The following is a 16,546-nucleotide window of genomic DNA, read 5'->3' on the forward strand; positions in this document are numbered from 1 at the left end:
CGGTCAGCGCTTCGCCTGCTGACCGTAGGTGCCGTAGCGGGTGCGCACATCGACGAGTTCCGCCTGCGTCAGGAGAACGGGCTCTCCGATCGACCGGGCGAGCACGTATTGGCGCGCCAGCGTTTCCAGCTTTTCCGCGCGCGCCAGAGCGGTCCCGACATCGGGGCCGATCGTGACTGCTCCGTGATTGGCCATCAGGCAGGCGGAGTAGGTCGTGCCCATGGCGGCGACCACCGTTTCCGCAAGCGCGGCACTGCCGAAGCAGGCGTAGTCCGCACAGGGTATCTCGCTGCCGCCGAAGCCGGCGACCATGTAGTGGAACAGCGGGATCGCCCGACGCAGCGCAGCAAGGGCGACGCAGTGATCGGGGTGGGTGTGGACGACGGCGCCGGCATTCGTCGTGGCGTAGAGCCTGGCGTGAATGGCCCATTCCGAGGACGGCCGCCAGCCGCCGATCCAGGCCCCGTCGAGATCAACAGCGACGATCTGCTCGGGCGCAAGGGTGTCGGGCGCGATGCCTGTCGGCGTGATCAGCATCCCTTCGCCGTGTCGCAGACTGAAATTGCCGACCGTACCGCTGTTGAGGCCGATCGCCACCGATCGCCGGCTCGCCTCGACCAGGGCCATCCTCGCTGCCGCTTCGTTCGTCATCGTGCATTCCTTTGGTTCATCGCCTCGACGGCCCTGAGCAGGATGTCGTCGGCGCCCAGCTTGCCGGGTTTGAGGTATAGCGAAAGGGGTACCGGCCCGGTGGAGACGCAGAAGCCGGTTCCGAGCGGGTCATCCGGCAGGGCCCGAACGGCGGTAATGCCGAGCGCATCGACAACCGCGCCCGACGTTTCTCCGCCCGCGACGACAAACCGTCGGACGCCGCGATCACACAATCCCTTCGCGATGGCGCCAAGGATGCGCTCCGCCCGGCGGGCCGCCTCCACGCGGCCGAAGGCGGCCTGTACCGCGGCGACACCTTCCGGTCCGGTTGCCGTCGAAATGGCGAGGGGCGCCGTGCCGATCCGCCTCGCGGCCCAGTCGAGCGCTGTAGAGACAAGCCCCTCCTCCCCGGCCGGATCGAGCAGATCCAGCGACAGGCAGGGGTGCTCGGCTGAAAAAGCCGCAAGCTGCGCCAGGACGATCGGCCCGACGCTTCCGGCAAGCACGGCCGTGGAGCCATCGACATGCCGCGGTGCGGGCATCGTGCCTGGCCGCATGGCACGGCCGAGGCGGGTCGCATAGGCGATGATCAGGGGATCGCTGGCGACGACGACGCGGTCCATCGATGCGGCGACCTCGGCCGCAGTCTCGACGTCGCCGTCATCGGTCGTATCGAGGAAGACGTGGCCCATTCCCTCGGCCGCGAAAGCCTCGATGGCGGTGCGTGCCGCATCGGTGCCACTGCGAAGGGCGGCATGGTTGAGGAGCGCGATCCGGTGCGGCGTCTGCCGCCCGAGGAAACGGACGAGATCGGGGTCGGACATCGGGGTCAGCGGGTCGAAGCGCTTGATCGATTCGGAAACGAGGCGGCCGCGATAGAACATGTAGCCCTGATGGACCGTTGTGCCGAAGCGGGGAAAGCCGGCGCTCATCAGCACCGGTCGCTGGCCTGCACGATCGGCGAGGTAGTCCGCCGCCGGGCCGATATTGCCGTCTTCGGTGGAATCGAACGTGGCGCAGGCCTTGTAGGCGACGCGCCTGCAGCCGGCCTGCAGAAACGCGTCGGTGAAGCGGCCCAGTTCGGCAAGCGCTTCCGCGACGGGCACCGTGCGCGTCCGCGTGCCGGCCATCACCACGGCCGCGGGCGGGATTTCGCCCTCGGGACGGAACAGTACGGGACAGTGGATACCGGCGCCTTCCAGATAGCCGGCGACCATGAGGGCGCCGGTAAAGTCGTCAGCGATGATTCCAAGGGCTCGCTGCATCGTCCGGCCTCAGGCGTTCAGCATTTCGCGGGCGATGATGAGCTGTTGGATCTGTGATGTGCCCTCGTAGAGCCGGAACAGCCGGACGTCGCGGTAGAAGTGCTCGACCGGATAGTTCTGCATGTAGCCGGCCCCTCCGTGGATCTGCACTGCACGGTCGGCGACCCGGCCGACCATTTCCGAACAGAACAGTTTCGCGCTCGCAGCCTGCTGGATGACGCGATCGCCCGCATCGAACCGCCGCGCTGCTTCCAGCACCATTGCGCGTCCGGCAAAGGCCTCCGTGGAACTGTCGGCGAGCATGGCCTGGATGAGTTGGTGCTCGGCGATCGGCTTGCCGAACTGCACCCGCGCGCGCGCGAACCGCACGGCCTCGTCGCACAGCCGCTCCGCGGCGCCCACGCAGACGGCGGAGATATGCAGGCGGCCGCGGTTGAGCACCTTCATCGCGGTCTTGAAGCCAGCGCCTTCCACGCCACCGATGACGCTGTCGGCGGGGATGCGGCAATTGTCGAAGATGACGTCGCAGGTGCGGGTACCGCGCTGCCCCATCTTCCTGTCAATGGCGCCGAGGCTGAGGCCGGGGCTGTCCTTCGGCACCAGGAAGGCGGTCACGCCCGCAGGTCCCGGTCCGCCGGTGCGCGCCATGACGGTGAAGACATCGGCCACCGGGGCGTTCGTGATGTAGCGTTTCGTGCCGTTGAGGATGTAGTGGTTGCCGTCTCGCCGTGCCGTGGTCTTCACGGCGCCTGCATCCGAGCCGACGTCCGGTTCGGTGAGGGCGAAGGAGCCGATGGCCTCGCCCGTCGCCATGCGCGGCAGCCAGTACTGTTTCTGTGCTTCCGTGCCATCGACGATGACGCCCTGCGAGCCGATGCCGTTGTTCGTGCCGATGACGGAGCGGAAGGCGGGAGAGGCATAACCGAGCTCGAAAGCGACGAGCACCTCTTCCTCCATCGTCAGGCCGAGTCCGCCGTGTTCTTCCGGGATGGACATGCCGAAAAGGCCCAGCGCCCGCATCTCCGCGATGATCTCGGGTGGGATGGCGTTTTCCTCCTCCACCCGGGCCTCCGCCGGCAGCAGCCGTTCGCGCGCGAACCGGCGCACCATCTCAACCAGCGCGTTCAGCACTTCGGCGTCCCGGATCATCGCATCTCTTCCTCTTTGGCGGCCCGTGAAAATTTCTGTTGCATCCAAAGGCTGGCACAGCTTAGTGTGCCGTTCAACAGAAATCGGAATTTATTTCCATAAACGGCAATCGAGCCCACTGCGGCTCCCTTGCGACCCGAGGACACGAATGGCACGCCAGATACCGCTCGCCCCTTCCGCGCCCTGGTTCCGGCTGGAACTGGACGAGGCGGACTGGAGCGAGGAACAGGCAAAAGACCTCGTCCACTGGTACGGCCAGATGCTGCTCATCCGCCGGTTCGAGGAAAAGCTGCTCGATCTGGAGAAGGCCGGGCTCATCCACGGCCCGGCCCATGCCAGCATCGGCCAGGAGGCCGGTGCGGTCGGCGCCATGGCTGCGCTCGGTACCGACGACAAGATCAACGGTACGCACCGCGCCCACCATCAGGTGCTGCTGAAGCTGCTCAATCCCTCGGTTCCCGATGGCTTCGACATCCGCAAGGACGCCTTCACGCCCGGCATGGACGAGGCGATCTACCGCTTCATGGCGGAGATCATGGGTTTGACCCCTGGCTATTGCGGCGGGCGGGGCGGCTCCATGCATATGCGTTTCGCTGGCGCTGGCGTCGTCGGCACCTCGGCGATCGTCGGCGGCAACCCGCCCCATGCGGCGGGCTACGCGCTCGCCGACAAGATGCTTGGCCGCGACCATATCTCCGTTGCTTTCTTCGGCGACGGCGCGGCGCAGAACGGGGCGAGCTACGAGGCGATGAACATCGCAGCCGCGCAGGGTCTGCCGGTGATCTTTTTCATCGAGAACAACCTCTACGGCGTTTCCACGCACATTTCGGACGTGACGCGCGAGACGCGGCTGTCGTCCCGTGGTGCGATGCTCGGCATCGCCTCGATCGAATGCGATGGCATGGACGTCGTTGCCGTGCACCGCGCCATGGCGGAAGCCCGCCGCATCATCCGCGAGACGGGCGGCCCCGTGGTGGTCGAAGCCCTCTGCTATCGCCATTTCCATCAGTCCGGCTCCCGCAGCGGCAGCGACTTCGGCTATCGCACGAAGGAGGAGGAAGCCGCATGGCGCGCGCGCGATCCGATCGCGCTTGCCGAAGCGCGCCTGACGGCGCTCGGCCTGCTCTCTCCGGAGGAGTTCGCCCAGATCGACGCGCTGGTGACGGATCGGGTCGCCGCCGCGGCCGGAAGGCTGACCGAACCGGTCCCCGGTGGAAACACGCTGCGCATTCCCGACAGCCTCTGGCCGGATCCGGCGACGCGCGACCATGGCATTCTGGGCAACCTTTCCGAGCTTGCCGGAAAGCGTTTTCTCGACCACGACGACATGCGCCCCGACGCCGTCGAGAAGGTGAAGTTCGTTACTGCCGCCTCCGAGACGCTGGCTGCCGCGATGGCGCGCGATCCCCGCATCATCGTCATGGGCGAGGATGCGCACCAGATGCGCGGCGGCGTCAGCGGCTTCACCAAGGGCGTTCTGGAACGCTGGCCAGAACGCGTCCTGCCCATGTCGATCGCCGAGAACGGCTTCACGGGCGTTGCCCTCGGCGCGGCGCTTAACGGCCTGCGACCGGTGGTCGAGATCATGTTCGGCGATTTCTGCTTCACCGCGGCCGACCAGATCGCCAATGGTGTCGGCAAGGTGCGGCACATGTTCGGCGACGGTTTCCCCGTTCCGATCGTCATGCGCGTGCGCATCTCGCCCCACACCGGCTACGGCTCGCAGCATTCCGGCGATCCCTCGGCCCTTTTCGGCCTGTTCCCCGGCTGGCGCATCGTCACACCGTCGAACGCCTTCGACTATATCGGCCTCATGAATTCGGCGCTGGCCTGCGACGACCCCGTCGTCGTCTTCGAGCACACCGAACTCTACCAGAAGGAGTTCGAGGTGCCCGCCGGCGACCGGGACTTCTTCATTCCCTTCGGCACGGCGCGCGTCGTGCGGCCGGGAAGCGCCTGCACGGTTCTTGCGACCTCCGTCATGGTGCAGAACGCGATCCGGGCGGCTGAGGAGGCGGGCATCGATGCCGAGGTCATCGACCTGCGCAACATCGACCATCACGGCATCGACTGGCAGCGCATCGGCCAATCCATCGACAAGACGGGCCGGGTCGTCATCGCCGAGCAGACTGCACGCAGCCTGTCGATGGGCGGCACCTGGGCCGCCGAGATCCAGGAGCGTTTCTTCGACTGTCTCGACCACGAAATCCTGCGCGTGACCGGTGGGTTTGCCGCCCCCACGGTCTCGGCCGCTCTCAACCGCGCAGCGCTCGCAACAGTGGCCGACGTGCGGGACGCTTTGCTTCGAATTGCGGAAAAATAGTGGAACAGGGCATCCGCAGCCCGTCAAACTGGAGGTATCCAACCGATGAAACGACTTCTTCCATCGAAATCCAGACTGGCCTTTCTCTCGCTCGCCCTCTCCGCCACGATCCTGGGCGGAGCCACCCACCCGGCATTGGCCGAAGAGCGCGCTTTGGTGATCGCCCGTGACATGGACGTCAACTCGCTCGATCCGGCTCGCGCCTGGTGCGACACCTGCCAGATCTACAACACCTCCGTCTACGAGCAGCTCGTGACGCTCGACAAGGACAACAAGGTGCAGCCGCTGATCGCCTCAAGCTGGGAGATCAACAAGGAACAGACCCAGCTGACCTTCAAGCTCGATCCGGCCGCAAAGTTCTCCGACGGCACGCCGGTCGAGGCCAAGGATGTGAAATGGTCGTTCGAGCGGCTGAAGAACATCAAGGGCAACGGCGCCTTCATCGCCGACCCCATCAGCTCGATCGACATTCCCGACGCGCAGACGGTCATCGTGAACCTCTCCGCGCCGAATTCGGAGTTCCTCAACCAGGCGGCTGCGGGCTTCCTCGGCATCATCAACAGCGATGTCGCTGCCGCTAACGGCGCACTCTCGGATGCGACGGCGGTCGACAAGGACACGTCGGAAAACTGGTTCCTGAGCAACTCCGCCGGCAGCGGTCCCTTCGTCCTCGAATCCTACGAGCCGAATTCGGAACTGCGCCTGAAGCGCAACGACAATTACTGGCGCAAGGCCCCAACGATCCCGCAGGTCGTCTTCCGCCAGGTCAAGGATGCCGTGGCGCAGGCGCAGATGCTGCAGTCCGGTGCCGCCGATATCGCCATGCAGATCGACGCGGAAACCGCCAAGACGCTCGAAGGCAGCAATGTGGTGGTCGACAAGGTGCCGTCCTACAACTTTGTCTACATTGCGCTGTCGCCGGGTGCCAAGGCCAATACCGTCAAGCTGACGCCCGAGGTGCGCGAAGCCATCTCGATCGCCATCGACCGCACGTCGCTGATCGACTTTACCGTTGGCGGCGCCGGCCGTGCGATCGCAACGCCCATCCCGCTCGGCTTCCCCGGCGGCGACAACCATGAGATCCCTGCCTACAATCCGGACCGCGCCAAGGAGCTGCTGGCAGCCGCTGGCGTTGGTGACGGTTTCACGCTGAAGTCGATCTATCCGGACATGAACGTCTATGGCGTCGATTTTTCGCTGATGATGCAGAAGATCCAGCAGGATCTTGCCAAGGTGGGCATAACGGTCGAGTTGTCGCCGGTTCCCTTCGCCAACTGGCGCGAAGCCGCCAACGGCGACCATATCCCGCTGACCGCCGTCTTCTTCGCCCCGGACTTCTTCGGCACCTCGCAATATGTCGATGTCTTCGGCCTGTCGGAAGGTTCCGTCTGGGCCAAGCGGGCGGGCGGCGCGACCGATCCCTCGATCATCAGCACCGAAACCGGCAAGCTGCGTGAACAGGCGCTCGCCGCGCCGGCCGAGGAGGCGGAAAAACTCTGGTTCGAGGCCGGTGAGCAGATGGCCAAGGCCCGGATCATCATCCCGATGGTCAGCCCCGACCTCATCCTGGCGCACAGCCCGACCGTCAAGGGCGTTCGCTACAGCGCCTGCTGCAACCTGCCGCTCGCCGAAATCACGAACTGACCGAGCCATCGGGAGAGGCGAAATGCCTCTCCCGCCCAGGAGGACATACAAGATGACAGCGAAACTGCTGAACAGCCGCGATACGGAACTCGTCGAACGCGCCCAGCGCGTGGTGCCGAACGGCATGTGGGGACATATGGCGACCCGGGCGATCGCACCGGGCTATCCGCAATTCTTCTCGCGCTCGGACGGTTGCCGCGTCTGGGATGCGGATGGCAACGAATACATCGATTTCATGTGCGCCTGGGGGCCGAACGTGCTCGGCTATCGCCACCGGGACGTGGATGCCGCGGCTCTCGCGCGGATCGATGCGGGCGATGTCGGCAATGGTCCGACAGAGAGCATGGTGGAGCTGGCCGAACTGCTCGTCGATACGCTCGATCATGCCGACTGGACGCTTTTCCAGAAGAACGGCACGGATGCGACGACGGCCTGCGTCACCATTGCGCGTGCGGCCACCGGGCGCCGCAAGATTCTCGTTGCCCGCGGTGCCTATCACGGCGCCGTTCCGTGGTGCTCCCCTTCGCTGCTCGGCGTGACGGCGGAAGACAGGGCCCATATCATCGTCTTCGACTATAACGATGCTGCGAGCCTCGATGCCGCGGTCAATGCTGCGGGCGATGATCTGGCGGCTATCCTGCTGACCGCCTTCCAGCATGATGTCGGCAAGGACCAGCACCTGCCGCAAGCCGCCTTCCTCGCTCATGCGCGCAAGATCTGCGACCGTACCGGCGCGGCCCTCATCCTTGACGACGTGCGCGCGGGCTTCCGCCTCGATGTTAGGGGCAGTTGGGCGCGCTATGGGGTCAAGCCCGACCTTGCGGCCTATTCGAAGGCCATCGCCAACGGCTGGCCGCTCGCCGCCGTGGCCGGTGCGGAACGCTTCCGGGAAGGCGCAGGCAAGGTCTTCGTCACAGGCTCGTTCTGGTACGGCTCTGCTGCCATGGCGGCCGCGGTCAAGACTGTCCAGATCCTGCGGGACAGCGACGCCCTTGCGCATACGGAGGCGATGGGTGAGCGTTTCCGGACCGGCCTCTCGGAAATTTCTGCCCGGCACGGCTTCACGCTGCGGCAGACCGGTCCGGTGCAGATGCCGATGGTGCTGTTCGACGGTGACCAGGAGCTGAAGATCGCCAACGCCTTCTGCCTGGCGGCCCTCAGACGCGGCATCTATCTGCATCCCAAGCACAACATGTTCCTGTGTGCCGCCCATACGCCCGGGGATATCGACCGGGCACTCGAGGCCGCGGACGGCGCCTTCCGCGACATCGTCTCGGCGGGCGTGCTCGCCGCCTGAACGTCGCCGCCCCGACCCTGCATGCCGCCTGTGGGCGGCGTGCACCGGCGTGTCACCCCTTTTTCGAGGAGGGCCATCATGTCCTATACGGACCACATTTTCGACGACTATCGCCTGCGCGTGAAAGCGCTCGAAGCGAGCGACAATCCATTCGCCAAGGGCATCGCCTATATCGCCGGGGAATACGTCCCGCTGCACGAGGCACGCATTCCGATCCTCGACCAGGGTTTCCTGCATTCGGATCTGACCTACGACGTGCCGGCCGTCTGGAACGGCCGGTTCTTCCGGCTGGAGGATCATCTCGACCGTTTCGAAAAGAGCTGCGCCCAGTTGCGCCTCAAGAGCCCTCTGTCGCGGGAGGAAATCCGCGATCGGCTCGTCGAGATGACGGTCAAGAGCGGTATCCGCGATGCCTATGTCATGATGATCGTGACCCGCGGCCTGCGCTTCGTGCGCCAGTATGCGCCCGAGGAGTGCGACAATTTCTGCTATCTCATGGTCATGCCCTATCTCTGGGTCATGGACGAGGCGACGCAGAAGAACGGTGGCAGCGCGGTCATCACCCGCACGGTCCGCCGCGTGCCGCCGGGCGCCATCGACCCGACCGTCAAGAACCTGCAATGGGGCGATTTCACCCGCGGCCTGATGGAGGCGCGTGATCGCGGCGCGATGTACCCGATTCTGACCGATGGCGACGCGAACCTCACCGAAGGCTCGGGCTTCAATGTCATCCTGATCAAGGACGGCAAGCTCTACACGCCGAGAAAGGGCGTGCTGGAAGGCGTGACGCGCAAATCGGTGCTCGCGGTCGCCGAGAAGCTCGGATACCCCTACACGATCGACGATGTGCCGGTGGAACTCGCCTACCAGTGCGACGAGATCCTCTTCGTCACGACTGCCGGCGGCGTCATGCCGATCACCACGCTTGATGGCCAACCGGTCGGTGACGGTCAGGTCGGCCCCATCAGCAAGGCCCTCTGGAAGGGCTACTGGGACGCTCATGCAGATCCGGAGCTGAGTTTCGCTGTCGAAGACTATCGAGCTGGCGGCTGACCCCCCTGCCCTGCGGCAAGCCGGAATGCCCGGCAGGATCAGCCCGTTCTGAACGGCATTGTGAGCGATGCCCGGAACCGCCCGGGCGCGACAGGCCCTGCAGCCAGGAAAGCGCCGGCGGGAAAGTGGGTTTTGACGCGATGGGCAACATTGGCAAGGCCGATGCCGAGGCCAACTTTGCCAGTTGCGGCGGCTGCGACGTCGTTTTCTACCGACACGCAGAGCATCGGCCCTGTCCTGACCGCGCTGACATGGATTTCGGCCCTGCCGGTCGAGGAGCCGACGCCATGTTTCACGGCGTTTTCGATCAGAGGCTGCAAGATCAGGCTGGGAACCATGGCGTCGTTGAGTTCGGCCGGAATGTCGATGCGGACGGTCATCCGGTCTGAGAACCGCTCCTTCTCGATGTCGAGATACTCCTTCTGAAGGGCCATTTCAATCGACGAGCCGCAACTCCCGCAAAGGGTCGAGCTGCAATGTCGAGCGGAGGAAGGCCGAGAGCGACATGATCATCCGCTCGGCGCGCTGCGAGGCGCCTTCTTCGACGAGGCCGGTAATCGAGTTGAGCGTGTTGAAGAGGAAGTGTGGGTTTATCTGGTAGTGCAGCGCGCGCATCTGTGCGGCGAGAGCTTCCTCCCGCGTGGCCAACAGCTTCAGGTCCCGGTCGCGCACGTCGATAAGGTTGAGCAGCGCGACGAAGAGAAACGACCAGCCGAAGAAGATCGACATGCGGTAGCAGACCGCATAGCCGTATTCCCTGAGATCGAACGGCGTCGCGGCCGGCAGCATGATCAGACTGTAGAGGTAGTAGTCGAGCAGCGACATGCCGAGGGAGCTGAAAAGCGAGAGGAGCAGGCACGCGAGAAGCTGCACGCTGTAGGGCTGCCGCCGGATGCGGCTGAGCAGATAGGCGAAAAGGATCGCCAGCAGGACGAAAACCACCTCGAGGACGAGTTTTCCCAGGATGGGTTTGATCGGGTTGTCGCCGATGGAAAACCATGTGGGGCTGCTGATCAGGAACTCGGCCGCGGCATAGACGAGAGCAAGGCGCACGGTTAGCGCAGGCAGCCCGGCGCCATCCAGAATGCCGGCGGAAGGGACGGAGATCTCTTTCATGCATAACCCTGTCACGTTCGGTCCGCGGGTCTGTCCGGCTCAGGCTTAATCCGTCGGGTCAGTTGGGGCGAGCGATTTCAGGCGCCGGCGCCTGTCAGGCGGATTGCCGTCGCGCGGCCGGCCTTTGCCGGACGGTGTTGTAGCGCTCCAGCAGGCGATCGGCCTTTGCCGGCGCAAAAAGATCGTCCAGCAGCAGATGCGCTGCACCGAAAAGCGCGCCATCCTCGCGCACGGTGGAGAGCACGATGGAGAGATCGCGGGTCGCGAGCGGCAGACAGCGTTGGTAGACGAGCTCGCGGATGCCTGAAAGCATCAGGTCTCCGCCGCGTGCCAGAGTGCCGCCTATTACGATGAGACTCGGATTGATGATGCTGACGACGTCGGAAATGACTTCGCCAATCGTGCGGCCGGCGGCGCGCAGCAGCATCAGGGCCTCGGGTTTACGCTGTTCGACGAGGTCGATCACGTCGCGGGCGGTCTCGGCGCGAAAACCGCGAGCCGAGAGGTCTCGGGCGATCGCCCAGCCGGCGGCGCGCGCCTCCACGCAGCCGAATTTGCCGCAGCGGCAGAGCGGTGCGTCTTCGGAGAGGAACTGGATGTGGCCGATATCGCCGGCCGCGCCCTGCGCTCCGCGAAACAGCCGCCCGCCGGCAATCATGCCGCTGCCCATGCCCGTCCCGACTTTCACGAAGAGCATGTCGTCCACCGCGGGGAAGCGGCGTTTGTGTTCGCAGATCGTCATGAGGTTCACGTCGTTCTCGACATAAACGGGTACGTCGAAGCGCGTGTTGAGGTGCCCGATGATGTCGAACTCGTCCCAGCCGGGCAGGACCGAGGGGCCGACGACGCAGCCACGCTTGAAATCGACGGGTGTCGGCAGGCTGAGGCTGATGCCGAGAAAGAAGCCGTGCGTCTCCTTGGCTTCCGAGGCCAGGGCGTCGAAAGCGTCGCCGATCTGCGCCAGTGTCGCCTCCGGGCCGCTCGCGACGGAAAAGGGCAATGTCGTCTGGGCGAGGATCGACGGCGTCAGGTCCATGGCGGCGAGGTGGATATGCGTTTCGCCGATATTGGCGACGAGGAGAAAGCCGCCCGCCGCGTTGATTGCCAGCACCCGGGTCGGTCTGCCGCCGCTCGGCAGGGTCTTTTCCGTTTCGCGAACGAGGCCGCTGGCGAGCAGCGCGTTGAGCCGCTGTGTCACCGTCACGCGGGAGAGGCCCGAAGCGGCGAGAAGCTCGGCCCGTGAAGCAGCACCGCCGCTGGCGATCAGCGACAGGATGCCGCCCGCGCCGTCAAGCGTTGGTCTGTCGTGCCCGTCGTCCGTGCGCGCCATGCAAAACTCCTGTTTCCCGACCGGTTTAGCGACAAAGGTGCATGAGATAAAGCACGGAGTTTTTCTGTCGCGTGGACTTATGTAAGATAATATACATAAGATTGCTATTTATGTATGTATTTGTGTATATGGGGCATCAGCGTTTGGAGAGGCGCCGCGTGACCACCTATCTCATCGGACTGGACTACGGATCGGAATCGGCGCGGGGCGTGCTGGTGGAGGTCGAAAGTGGGCGACAGGTGGCGCAGCACGTCCATCCCTATCGGCACGGCATCATGACACGGCAGCTGCCGGGCGGAACGCCGCTGCCACCGGATTTCGCGCTGCAGAATGCCGAGGATTATACAGAGGCTGCCTTCGAGATTCTTTCCCGGCTCGGGCGGGGGCGCACCGTCGCGGGGGTCGGCCTTGGCTTTACCGCGAGCTCGCCCCTGCCCGCCCGGGCCGATGGCGTGCCGCTCTCACGTCTCCACCCCGACGCGCCGCACGCCTATGTCAAGCTGTGGAAGCACAATGCGCAAACCTATGCCGATGCGATCAATGCTCGTCCGGGCCCGTTCCTCGCCAATTTCGGCGGGCGGGTTTCCGGTGAATGGCTGCTGGCGAAAGCGGCTCAGATCGCCGCGGAGGCGCCGATGCTCTGGGCGGAGACGGACCGCTTCATCGAGGGCGGTGACTGGCTCGCCTGGCAGTTGACGGGGCGGGAGGCCCGCGGTCTCGGGTTCGCCGCCTACAAGGCGCAGTTTTCCGCCGCGGCCGGCTATCCACAGGGTGTTGTAGAGGACCTTGACCGGCGGCTGGCGACGCCGCTCCCCGTCGGTTCGCCCGCTGGGCCACTTTCGCCGCAATGGCGGGATCTGACCGGGATCGAAGGGCCGGCAATCGTCGCCGTCGCGGTCATCGATTCCCATGTCATGCTGCCGGCGATTGGCGGTGTGACGCCTGGCGCCTTCGTCGGGGCGCTCGGCACTTCGGCTGCCTACCTCTATCTCAGCGACGTCTACCGGCCTTTGCCGCCGGGCATCGAGGGCGTCGCCTTCGACGGCTCCATGCGCCAACTCTGGTGCTACGAGGCTGGCCAGCCCAGTTTCGGCGACACGCTTGCATGGTTCGTGCGCGCTTTTCCCCGTGGGGCGGACAGAGAGGACAGCTTTCGCATCTACAACGCCGAGGCGGCGGAACTCCCGCCGGTGGCGGGGCGGCTTGTCGCGCTCGATTGGCTCGGCGGCAACCGCGTTCCCTATGCGGACGGCGCGCTTTCCGGGCTCCTTGCGGGCCTGACGCGGGAGACGACAGCGGCGGAAATCTACCTCGCGCTGATGGAAAGCCTCTGTTTCGGCGCGCGGGCGATCTACGACCTTTTTCCCGCCGGCGGGCTGCCGGCCGAGCGCGTGCTGATGGCGAGCGGTCTCGCCAGGGCCAATCCCCTGCTGATCCAGATCATGGCCGATGTGCTCGACCATCCTGTCGAGGTGCCTGAAATCGCCAATGCCACCGCCGTCGGTGCAGCGATCCATGGCGCGGTGGCGGCCGGAACCGTTGCCACTTACGCCGAAGGTGCGGAGCGGTTTGGTGCGCAGAGCGTCGGTCAGGTCTTGCCCCGCGCCGCTCACGCCCGGCGCTATCAGAAGGCCTATGAGATCTACCAGCGGCTGGCGGCTGGTGATGAGGTGCATGCAGGGCTTCGGGCCCTGCGGGGGCTGGAAACCAGCCCGTTGGTGTGACGAAATTATTTTTGGATAAAAATATACAAAACATACATAATTGGCATTTGACTTTATCCAAAAGAGATGACCTAATCCCCTTGGCCTTTGAGGAGAGGTCATGCCCGCCAGAAGAGCCGGAAGGGCTCTGCGGCGCCGTTGGATCTGGGAGGATTTCATGTCGCTTCATCGCATTCGCGCATCCGCGTATTCCGCCGCCGCCTTGGCGCTCGGCCTCGCCCTTGGCGCAGGTGCCGCAAACGCCCAGGAGGTCATTGTCGGCCTCGTCACGAAAACCGAGGTCAATCCGTTCTTCGTCAAGATGCGTCAGGCCGCCGAGGCCCGCGCCACGGAAAAGGGCGTCAAGCTGATCGCCCGCGCCGGCAAGTTCGACGGCGACAACGAAGGGCAGGTCGCCGCGATCGAGGACCTGATCAGCGCCGGAGCCAAGGGCATCCTGGTCACGCCGAACAACTCGTCGGGCATGCTCGACGTCATCAAGAAAGCCCGCGAGGCCGGCGTTCTGGTCATTGCGCTCGACACGGCGACGGATCCGGCCGACGCCGTCGATGCCACCTTCGCCACGGACAATTTCGAAGCCGGCGTGCAGCAGGGCGCCTATGCCCGCAAGGCGATGGGTGACAAGAAGGCCGTCGTCGCCATGCTTGACGGCACGCCGGGCGGCACGGTCGATACCTTCCGCCATGACGGCTACCTGAAGGGCTTCGGCATCGCCGAGGGCGACCCATCGATCGCGGGCGCGGCCATCACCAACGGCGCGCAGGACAAGGGCCAGGTCGGCATGGAGAACCTGCTCTCCAAGAACGGCGAGATCAATGCGGTCTACACGATCAATGAACCGGCTGCGGCCGGCGCCTATGCAGCGCTGAAATCCTTCGGCAAGGAAGCCGATGTGATGCTCACCTCGATCGACGGTGGCTGCGCCGGCGTGCGCGACGTGAAGGATGGCAAGATCGCCGCGACCGTCATGCAGTTCCCCTACAAGATGGCTTCCATGGGCGTCGATGCTGTCGTGGAGTACGCAGCCTCCGGCAAGAAGCCGAGCGGTTTCGTCAACACCGGCTCCTTCCTGATCACCGACAAGCCCGTCGAGGGCCTGGAATCGAAGGACACGGCCTGGGGGCTTGAAAACTGCTGGGGTGACTGATCTTCTTTCTCCCGGCGGGACCGCGCGCGGCCGAGCGTCGCCGCGGGCCTGACCGGGTGATCGGCCGCGCAAAACCTGATGCACGGGATGCCCATGAATACAGCCACCGTTTCCGACGCCGAGACGCCACGGAGCCTGAAGGCCCGCATCCTGGGAACGCCCTCGGTGGGGCCGCTTCTGGTCCTTCTCGGCTTTTGCGTGATCTTCGCGCTGACCAATCCCCGTTTTCTCGCCACGCACAATCTGTCGATCATCCTGCAGCAGACCGTCATCATCGGCGTTCTCGCGATCGGCCAGACGCTGGTGATCCTGACCGCGGGCATCGACCTTGCGGTCGGCGCCATCTGTGTGCTCGGCACCATTGTCGCCGGCAAACTGGTCAATCTCGGCTATGACCCCGTGCTCTCCATGGGGTTTGCCATTCTGCTCTGCACGGCTGCCGGTCTTGCGGCGGGTGGTCTCGTTTCCGGCCTCAGGCTCCCGCCCTTCATCGTCACGCTCGGTATTTTGGGCATCCTGACGGCAGCGCTGCGGCTGATCTCCGAAGGCGGCGCCTTTCCGGTGCGCGATCCCTTCCTCGCCTGGACGGGCAACACGATGAAGCTCGGTGGCTTCGTGCTGACCTATGGTGTGCTGATCATGTTCACCCTTTACGCCGTGGTTTGGTATCTCCTGAACCAGACGAAATGGGGTCGCCATACCTACGCCATCGGCAACAATGCGGAGGCTGCCCGCCTCGTCGGCATTCCGGTGCGCCGCCACCTGCTCTCGGTCTACGTGCTCGCCGGCCTGATCTACGGCATCGCCGCCTGGCTGGCGCTCGGGCGTATCCCCAATGCCGATCCCAACGCCATGCAGAGCGCCAATCTCGATTCCATCACCGCCGTGGTGATCGGCGGCACCAGCCTGTTCGGCGGCCGCGGTGGCCTCATCGGGACATTGATCGGCGCGCTCATCGTCGGGGTGCTGCGCAACGGCCTGACGCTCGCCGGCATCGACCCGCTCTGGCAGGACCTCGTGACCGGCATCCTCGTCATCATCGCCGTCGCGCTCGACCAGATGTCCCGGAGGAAGAGCTGATGGCCGACGCCGTTCCGCACGTGGTTCTCGAAGCGCGCAACGTGGTGAAGACCTACGGCCATGTCACCGCGCTTGACGGCGTTGACTTCGAACTTCGCGCCGGTGAGATCCTTGCCGTCGTCGGTGACAATGGCGCCGGTAAGTCGACATTGATCAAGACGCTGGCCGGGGCCGTGCGCCCGACCAGCGGTGACATCCTGCTAGACGGTGCGCCGGTGCATTTCAAGGGGCCGCTGGATGCGCGCCACGCCGGTATCGAGACGGTCTACCAGGATCTCGCCGTCGCGCCTGCCCTCGACATCGCCGCCAACCTCTTCCTTGGCCGCGAGCTGCGCGCGCCGGGCCTGCTTGGCGGTCTCTTCCGCCGTCTCGACAAGACGCGCATGCGTGAAGAAGCCCGCCGCGCCATGGGCGAACTGAAGTTCCGCCTGCCGGCGATCGACAATCCGGTGGAGTCGCTGTCGGGTGGCCAGCGGCAGGGTGTCGCCGTCGCGCGCGCCGCGCTCTTCGCCCGCAAGCTCGTCATCATGGACGAGCCGACGGCGGCGCTCGGCGTGCGCGAAACGGGCCAGGTGCTGGAGCTGATCCGCTCGATCCGCGATCGCGGCCTGCCGGTCGTTCTCATCAGTCATAACATGCCGAACGTCTTCGACATCGCCGACCGCATCCACATCATGCGCCTTGGCCGGCGCGCGGCCGTCGTCACCCCCAAGACACACACCATGAACGACGTCGTCGCCATCATGACCGGCGCGGCGGCCGCCTGA

At 65.2% G+C, this 16,546-nt stretch carries 14 protein-coding genes; 8 read left to right on the top strand and 6 right to left on the bottom strand.

The window, feature by feature from the left end; all coding sequences use genetic code 11:
- Positions 1–3: 3 nt before the first annotated feature.
- From AKG11_RS19430 to AKG11_RS19440, 3 genes are read right to left on the bottom strand one after another with little or no spacing between them, the layout of a single operon-like run.
- Positions 4–651: a class II aldolase/adducin family protein gene (locus AKG11_RS19430; RefSeq protein WP_050745120.1), complete on the bottom strand. Its 648-nt coding sequence runs from the start codon at positions 649–651 to the stop codon at positions 4–6.
- A complete protein-coding gene (locus AKG11_RS19435; RefSeq protein ID WP_050745121.1) occupies positions 648–1,916 on the bottom strand; it encodes a four-carbon acid sugar kinase family protein in 1,269 nt (422 codons plus the stop codon). The genes AKG11_RS19430 and AKG11_RS19435 overlap by 4 nt, the downstream gene beginning before the upstream one ends.
- A gap of 9 nt (positions 1,917–1,925) precedes the next feature.
- On the bottom strand, positions 1,926–3,065 hold the full coding sequence (locus tag AKG11_RS19440; RefSeq protein ID WP_050745122.1) for an acyl-CoA dehydrogenase family protein: 1,140 nt from the start codon (positions 3,063–3,065) through the stop codon (positions 1,926–1,928).
- A gap of 148 nt (positions 3,066–3,213) precedes the next feature.
- On the opposite strand from AKG11_RS19440, the gene AKG11_RS19445 reads away from it, so the two are divergent.
- The 4 genes from AKG11_RS19445 (at position 3,214) to AKG11_RS19460 (ending at position 9,382) form a co-directional block, all read left to right on the top strand.
- Positions 3,214–5,388, top strand: coding sequence for an alpha-ketoacid dehydrogenase subunit alpha/beta (locus AKG11_RS19445; RefSeq protein WP_050745123.1), 2,175 nt, complete (start codon positions 3,214–3,216; stop codon positions 5,386–5,388).
- A gap of 45 nt (positions 5,389–5,433) precedes the next feature.
- The gene (locus AKG11_RS19450) at positions 5,434–7,032 is read left to right on the top strand and encodes an ABC transporter substrate-binding protein (RefSeq protein WP_050745124.1); all 1,599 of its coding nucleotides are present in this window, start codon (positions 5,434–5,436) and stop codon (positions 7,030–7,032) included.
- A gap of 52 nt (positions 7,033–7,084) precedes the next feature.
- Positions 7,085–8,329: an aminotransferase class III-fold pyridoxal phosphate-dependent enzyme gene (locus AKG11_RS19455; protein ID WP_023515890.1), complete on the top strand. Its 1,245-nt coding sequence runs from the start codon at positions 7,085–7,087 to the stop codon at positions 8,327–8,329.
- A 78-nt stretch (positions 8,330–8,407) separates the two neighbouring features.
- The gene (locus tag AKG11_RS19460; RefSeq protein ID WP_050745125.1) at positions 8,408–9,382 is read left to right on the top strand and encodes an aminotransferase class IV; all 975 of its coding nucleotides are present in this window, start codon (positions 8,408–8,410) and stop codon (positions 9,380–9,382) included.
- 38 nt (positions 9,383–9,420) lie between these two features.
- Here AKG11_RS19460 and AKG11_RS19465 read toward each other — a convergent pair whose 3' ends face one another.
- The 3 genes from AKG11_RS19465 to AKG11_RS19475 all read right to left on the bottom strand — a co-directional run bounded on the left by AKG11_RS19465 (position 9,421) and on the right by AKG11_RS19475 (position 11,828).
- Positions 9,421–9,816: a sensor histidine kinase gene (locus tag AKG11_RS19465; RefSeq protein ID WP_050745126.1), complete on the bottom strand. Its 396-nt coding sequence runs from the start codon at positions 9,814–9,816 to the stop codon at positions 9,421–9,423.
- A gap of 1 nt (position 9,817) precedes the next feature.
- Complete coding sequence (locus tag AKG11_RS19470; RefSeq protein ID WP_050745127.1) at positions 9,818–10,498, bottom strand: histidine kinase; 681 nt, start codon at positions 10,496–10,498, stop codon at positions 9,818–9,820.
- Between the two features lie 94 nt (positions 10,499–10,592).
- The gene (locus AKG11_RS19475; protein WP_050745128.1) at positions 10,593–11,828 is read right to left on the bottom strand and encodes an ROK family transcriptional regulator; all 1,236 of its coding nucleotides are present in this window, start codon (positions 11,826–11,828) and stop codon (positions 10,593–10,595) included.
- A gap of 158 nt (positions 11,829–11,986) precedes the next feature.
- Here AKG11_RS19475 and AKG11_RS19480 point away from each other — a divergent pair, with 158 nt between their 5' ends.
- The 4 genes from AKG11_RS19480 to AKG11_RS19495 all read left to right on the top strand — a co-directional run bounded on the left by AKG11_RS19480 (position 11,987) and on the right by AKG11_RS19495 (position 16,546).
- The gene (locus AKG11_RS19480) at positions 11,987–13,552 is read left to right on the top strand and encodes an FGGY-family carbohydrate kinase (protein ID WP_245290172.1); all 1,566 of its coding nucleotides are present in this window, start codon (positions 11,987–11,989) and stop codon (positions 13,550–13,552) included.
- 157 nt (positions 13,553–13,709) lie between these two features.
- Complete coding sequence (locus AKG11_RS19485; RefSeq protein ID WP_023512902.1) at positions 13,710–14,699, top strand: substrate-binding domain-containing protein; 990 nt, start codon at positions 13,710–13,712, stop codon at positions 14,697–14,699.
- Positions 14,700–14,792: 93 nt separating this feature from the next.
- Positions 14,793–15,779 carry an ABC transporter permease gene (locus AKG11_RS19490; RefSeq protein ID WP_023512901.1) on the top strand — a complete coding sequence of 329 codons (987 nt, stop codon included), beginning with the start codon at positions 14,793–14,795 and terminating at the stop codon, positions 15,777–15,779.
- Positions 15,779–16,546 carry an ATP-binding cassette domain-containing protein gene (locus AKG11_RS19495; protein WP_088016488.1) on the top strand — a complete coding sequence of 256 codons (768 nt, stop codon included), beginning with the start codon at positions 15,779–15,781 and terminating at the stop codon, positions 16,544–16,546. The genes AKG11_RS19490 and AKG11_RS19495 overlap by 1 nt, the downstream gene beginning before the upstream one ends.

Source organism: Shinella sp. SUS2, assembly GCF_001262505.1.
GTDB lineage: Bacteria > Pseudomonadota > Alphaproteobacteria > Rhizobiales > Rhizobiaceae > Shinella.

Excerpts from the sequence above, each read along its gene's own strand:
- AKG11_RS19430 (WP_050745120.1), bottom strand. The coding sequence starts at position 651 with ATGACGAACGAAGCGGCAGCGAGGATGGCCCTGGTCGAGGCGAGCCGG.
- AKG11_RS19435 (WP_050745121.1), bottom strand. The coding sequence starts at position 1,916 with ATGCAGCGAGCCCTTGGAATCATCGCTGACGACTTTACCGGCGCCCTC.
- AKG11_RS19440 (WP_050745122.1), bottom strand. The coding sequence starts at position 3,065 with ATGATCCGGGACGCCGAAGTGCTGAACGCGCTGGTTGAGATGGTGCGC.
- AKG11_RS19445 (WP_050745123.1), top strand. The coding sequence starts at position 3,214 with ATGGCACGCCAGATACCGCTCGCCCCTTCCGCGCCCTGGTTCCGGCTG.
- AKG11_RS19450 (WP_050745124.1), top strand. The coding sequence starts at position 5,434 with ATGAAACGACTTCTTCCATCGAAATCCAGACTGGCCTTTCTCTCGCTC.
- AKG11_RS19455 (WP_023515890.1), top strand. The coding sequence starts at position 7,085 with ATGACAGCGAAACTGCTGAACAGCCGCGATACGGAACTCGTCGAACGC.
- AKG11_RS19460 (WP_050745125.1), top strand. The coding sequence starts at position 8,408 with ATGTCCTATACGGACCACATTTTCGACGACTATCGCCTGCGCGTGAAA.
- AKG11_RS19465 (WP_050745126.1), bottom strand. The coding sequence starts at position 9,816 with ATGGCCCTTCAGAAGGAGTATCTCGACATCGAGAAGGAGCGGTTCTCA.
- AKG11_RS19470 (WP_050745127.1), bottom strand. The coding sequence starts at position 10,498 with ATGAAAGAGATCTCCGTCCCTTCCGCCGGCATTCTGGATGGCGCCGGG.
- AKG11_RS19475 (WP_050745128.1), bottom strand. The coding sequence starts at position 11,828 with ATGGCGCGCACGGACGACGGGCACGACAGACCAACGCTTGACGGCGCG.
- AKG11_RS19485 (WP_023512902.1), top strand. The coding sequence starts at position 13,710 with ATGTCGCTTCATCGCATTCGCGCATCCGCGTATTCCGCCGCCGCCTTG.
- AKG11_RS19490 (WP_023512901.1), top strand. The coding sequence starts at position 14,793 with ATGAATACAGCCACCGTTTCCGACGCCGAGACGCCACGGAGCCTGAAG.
- AKG11_RS19495 (WP_088016488.1), top strand. The coding sequence starts at position 15,779 with ATGGCCGACGCCGTTCCGCACGTGGTTCTCGAAGCGCGCAACGTGGTG.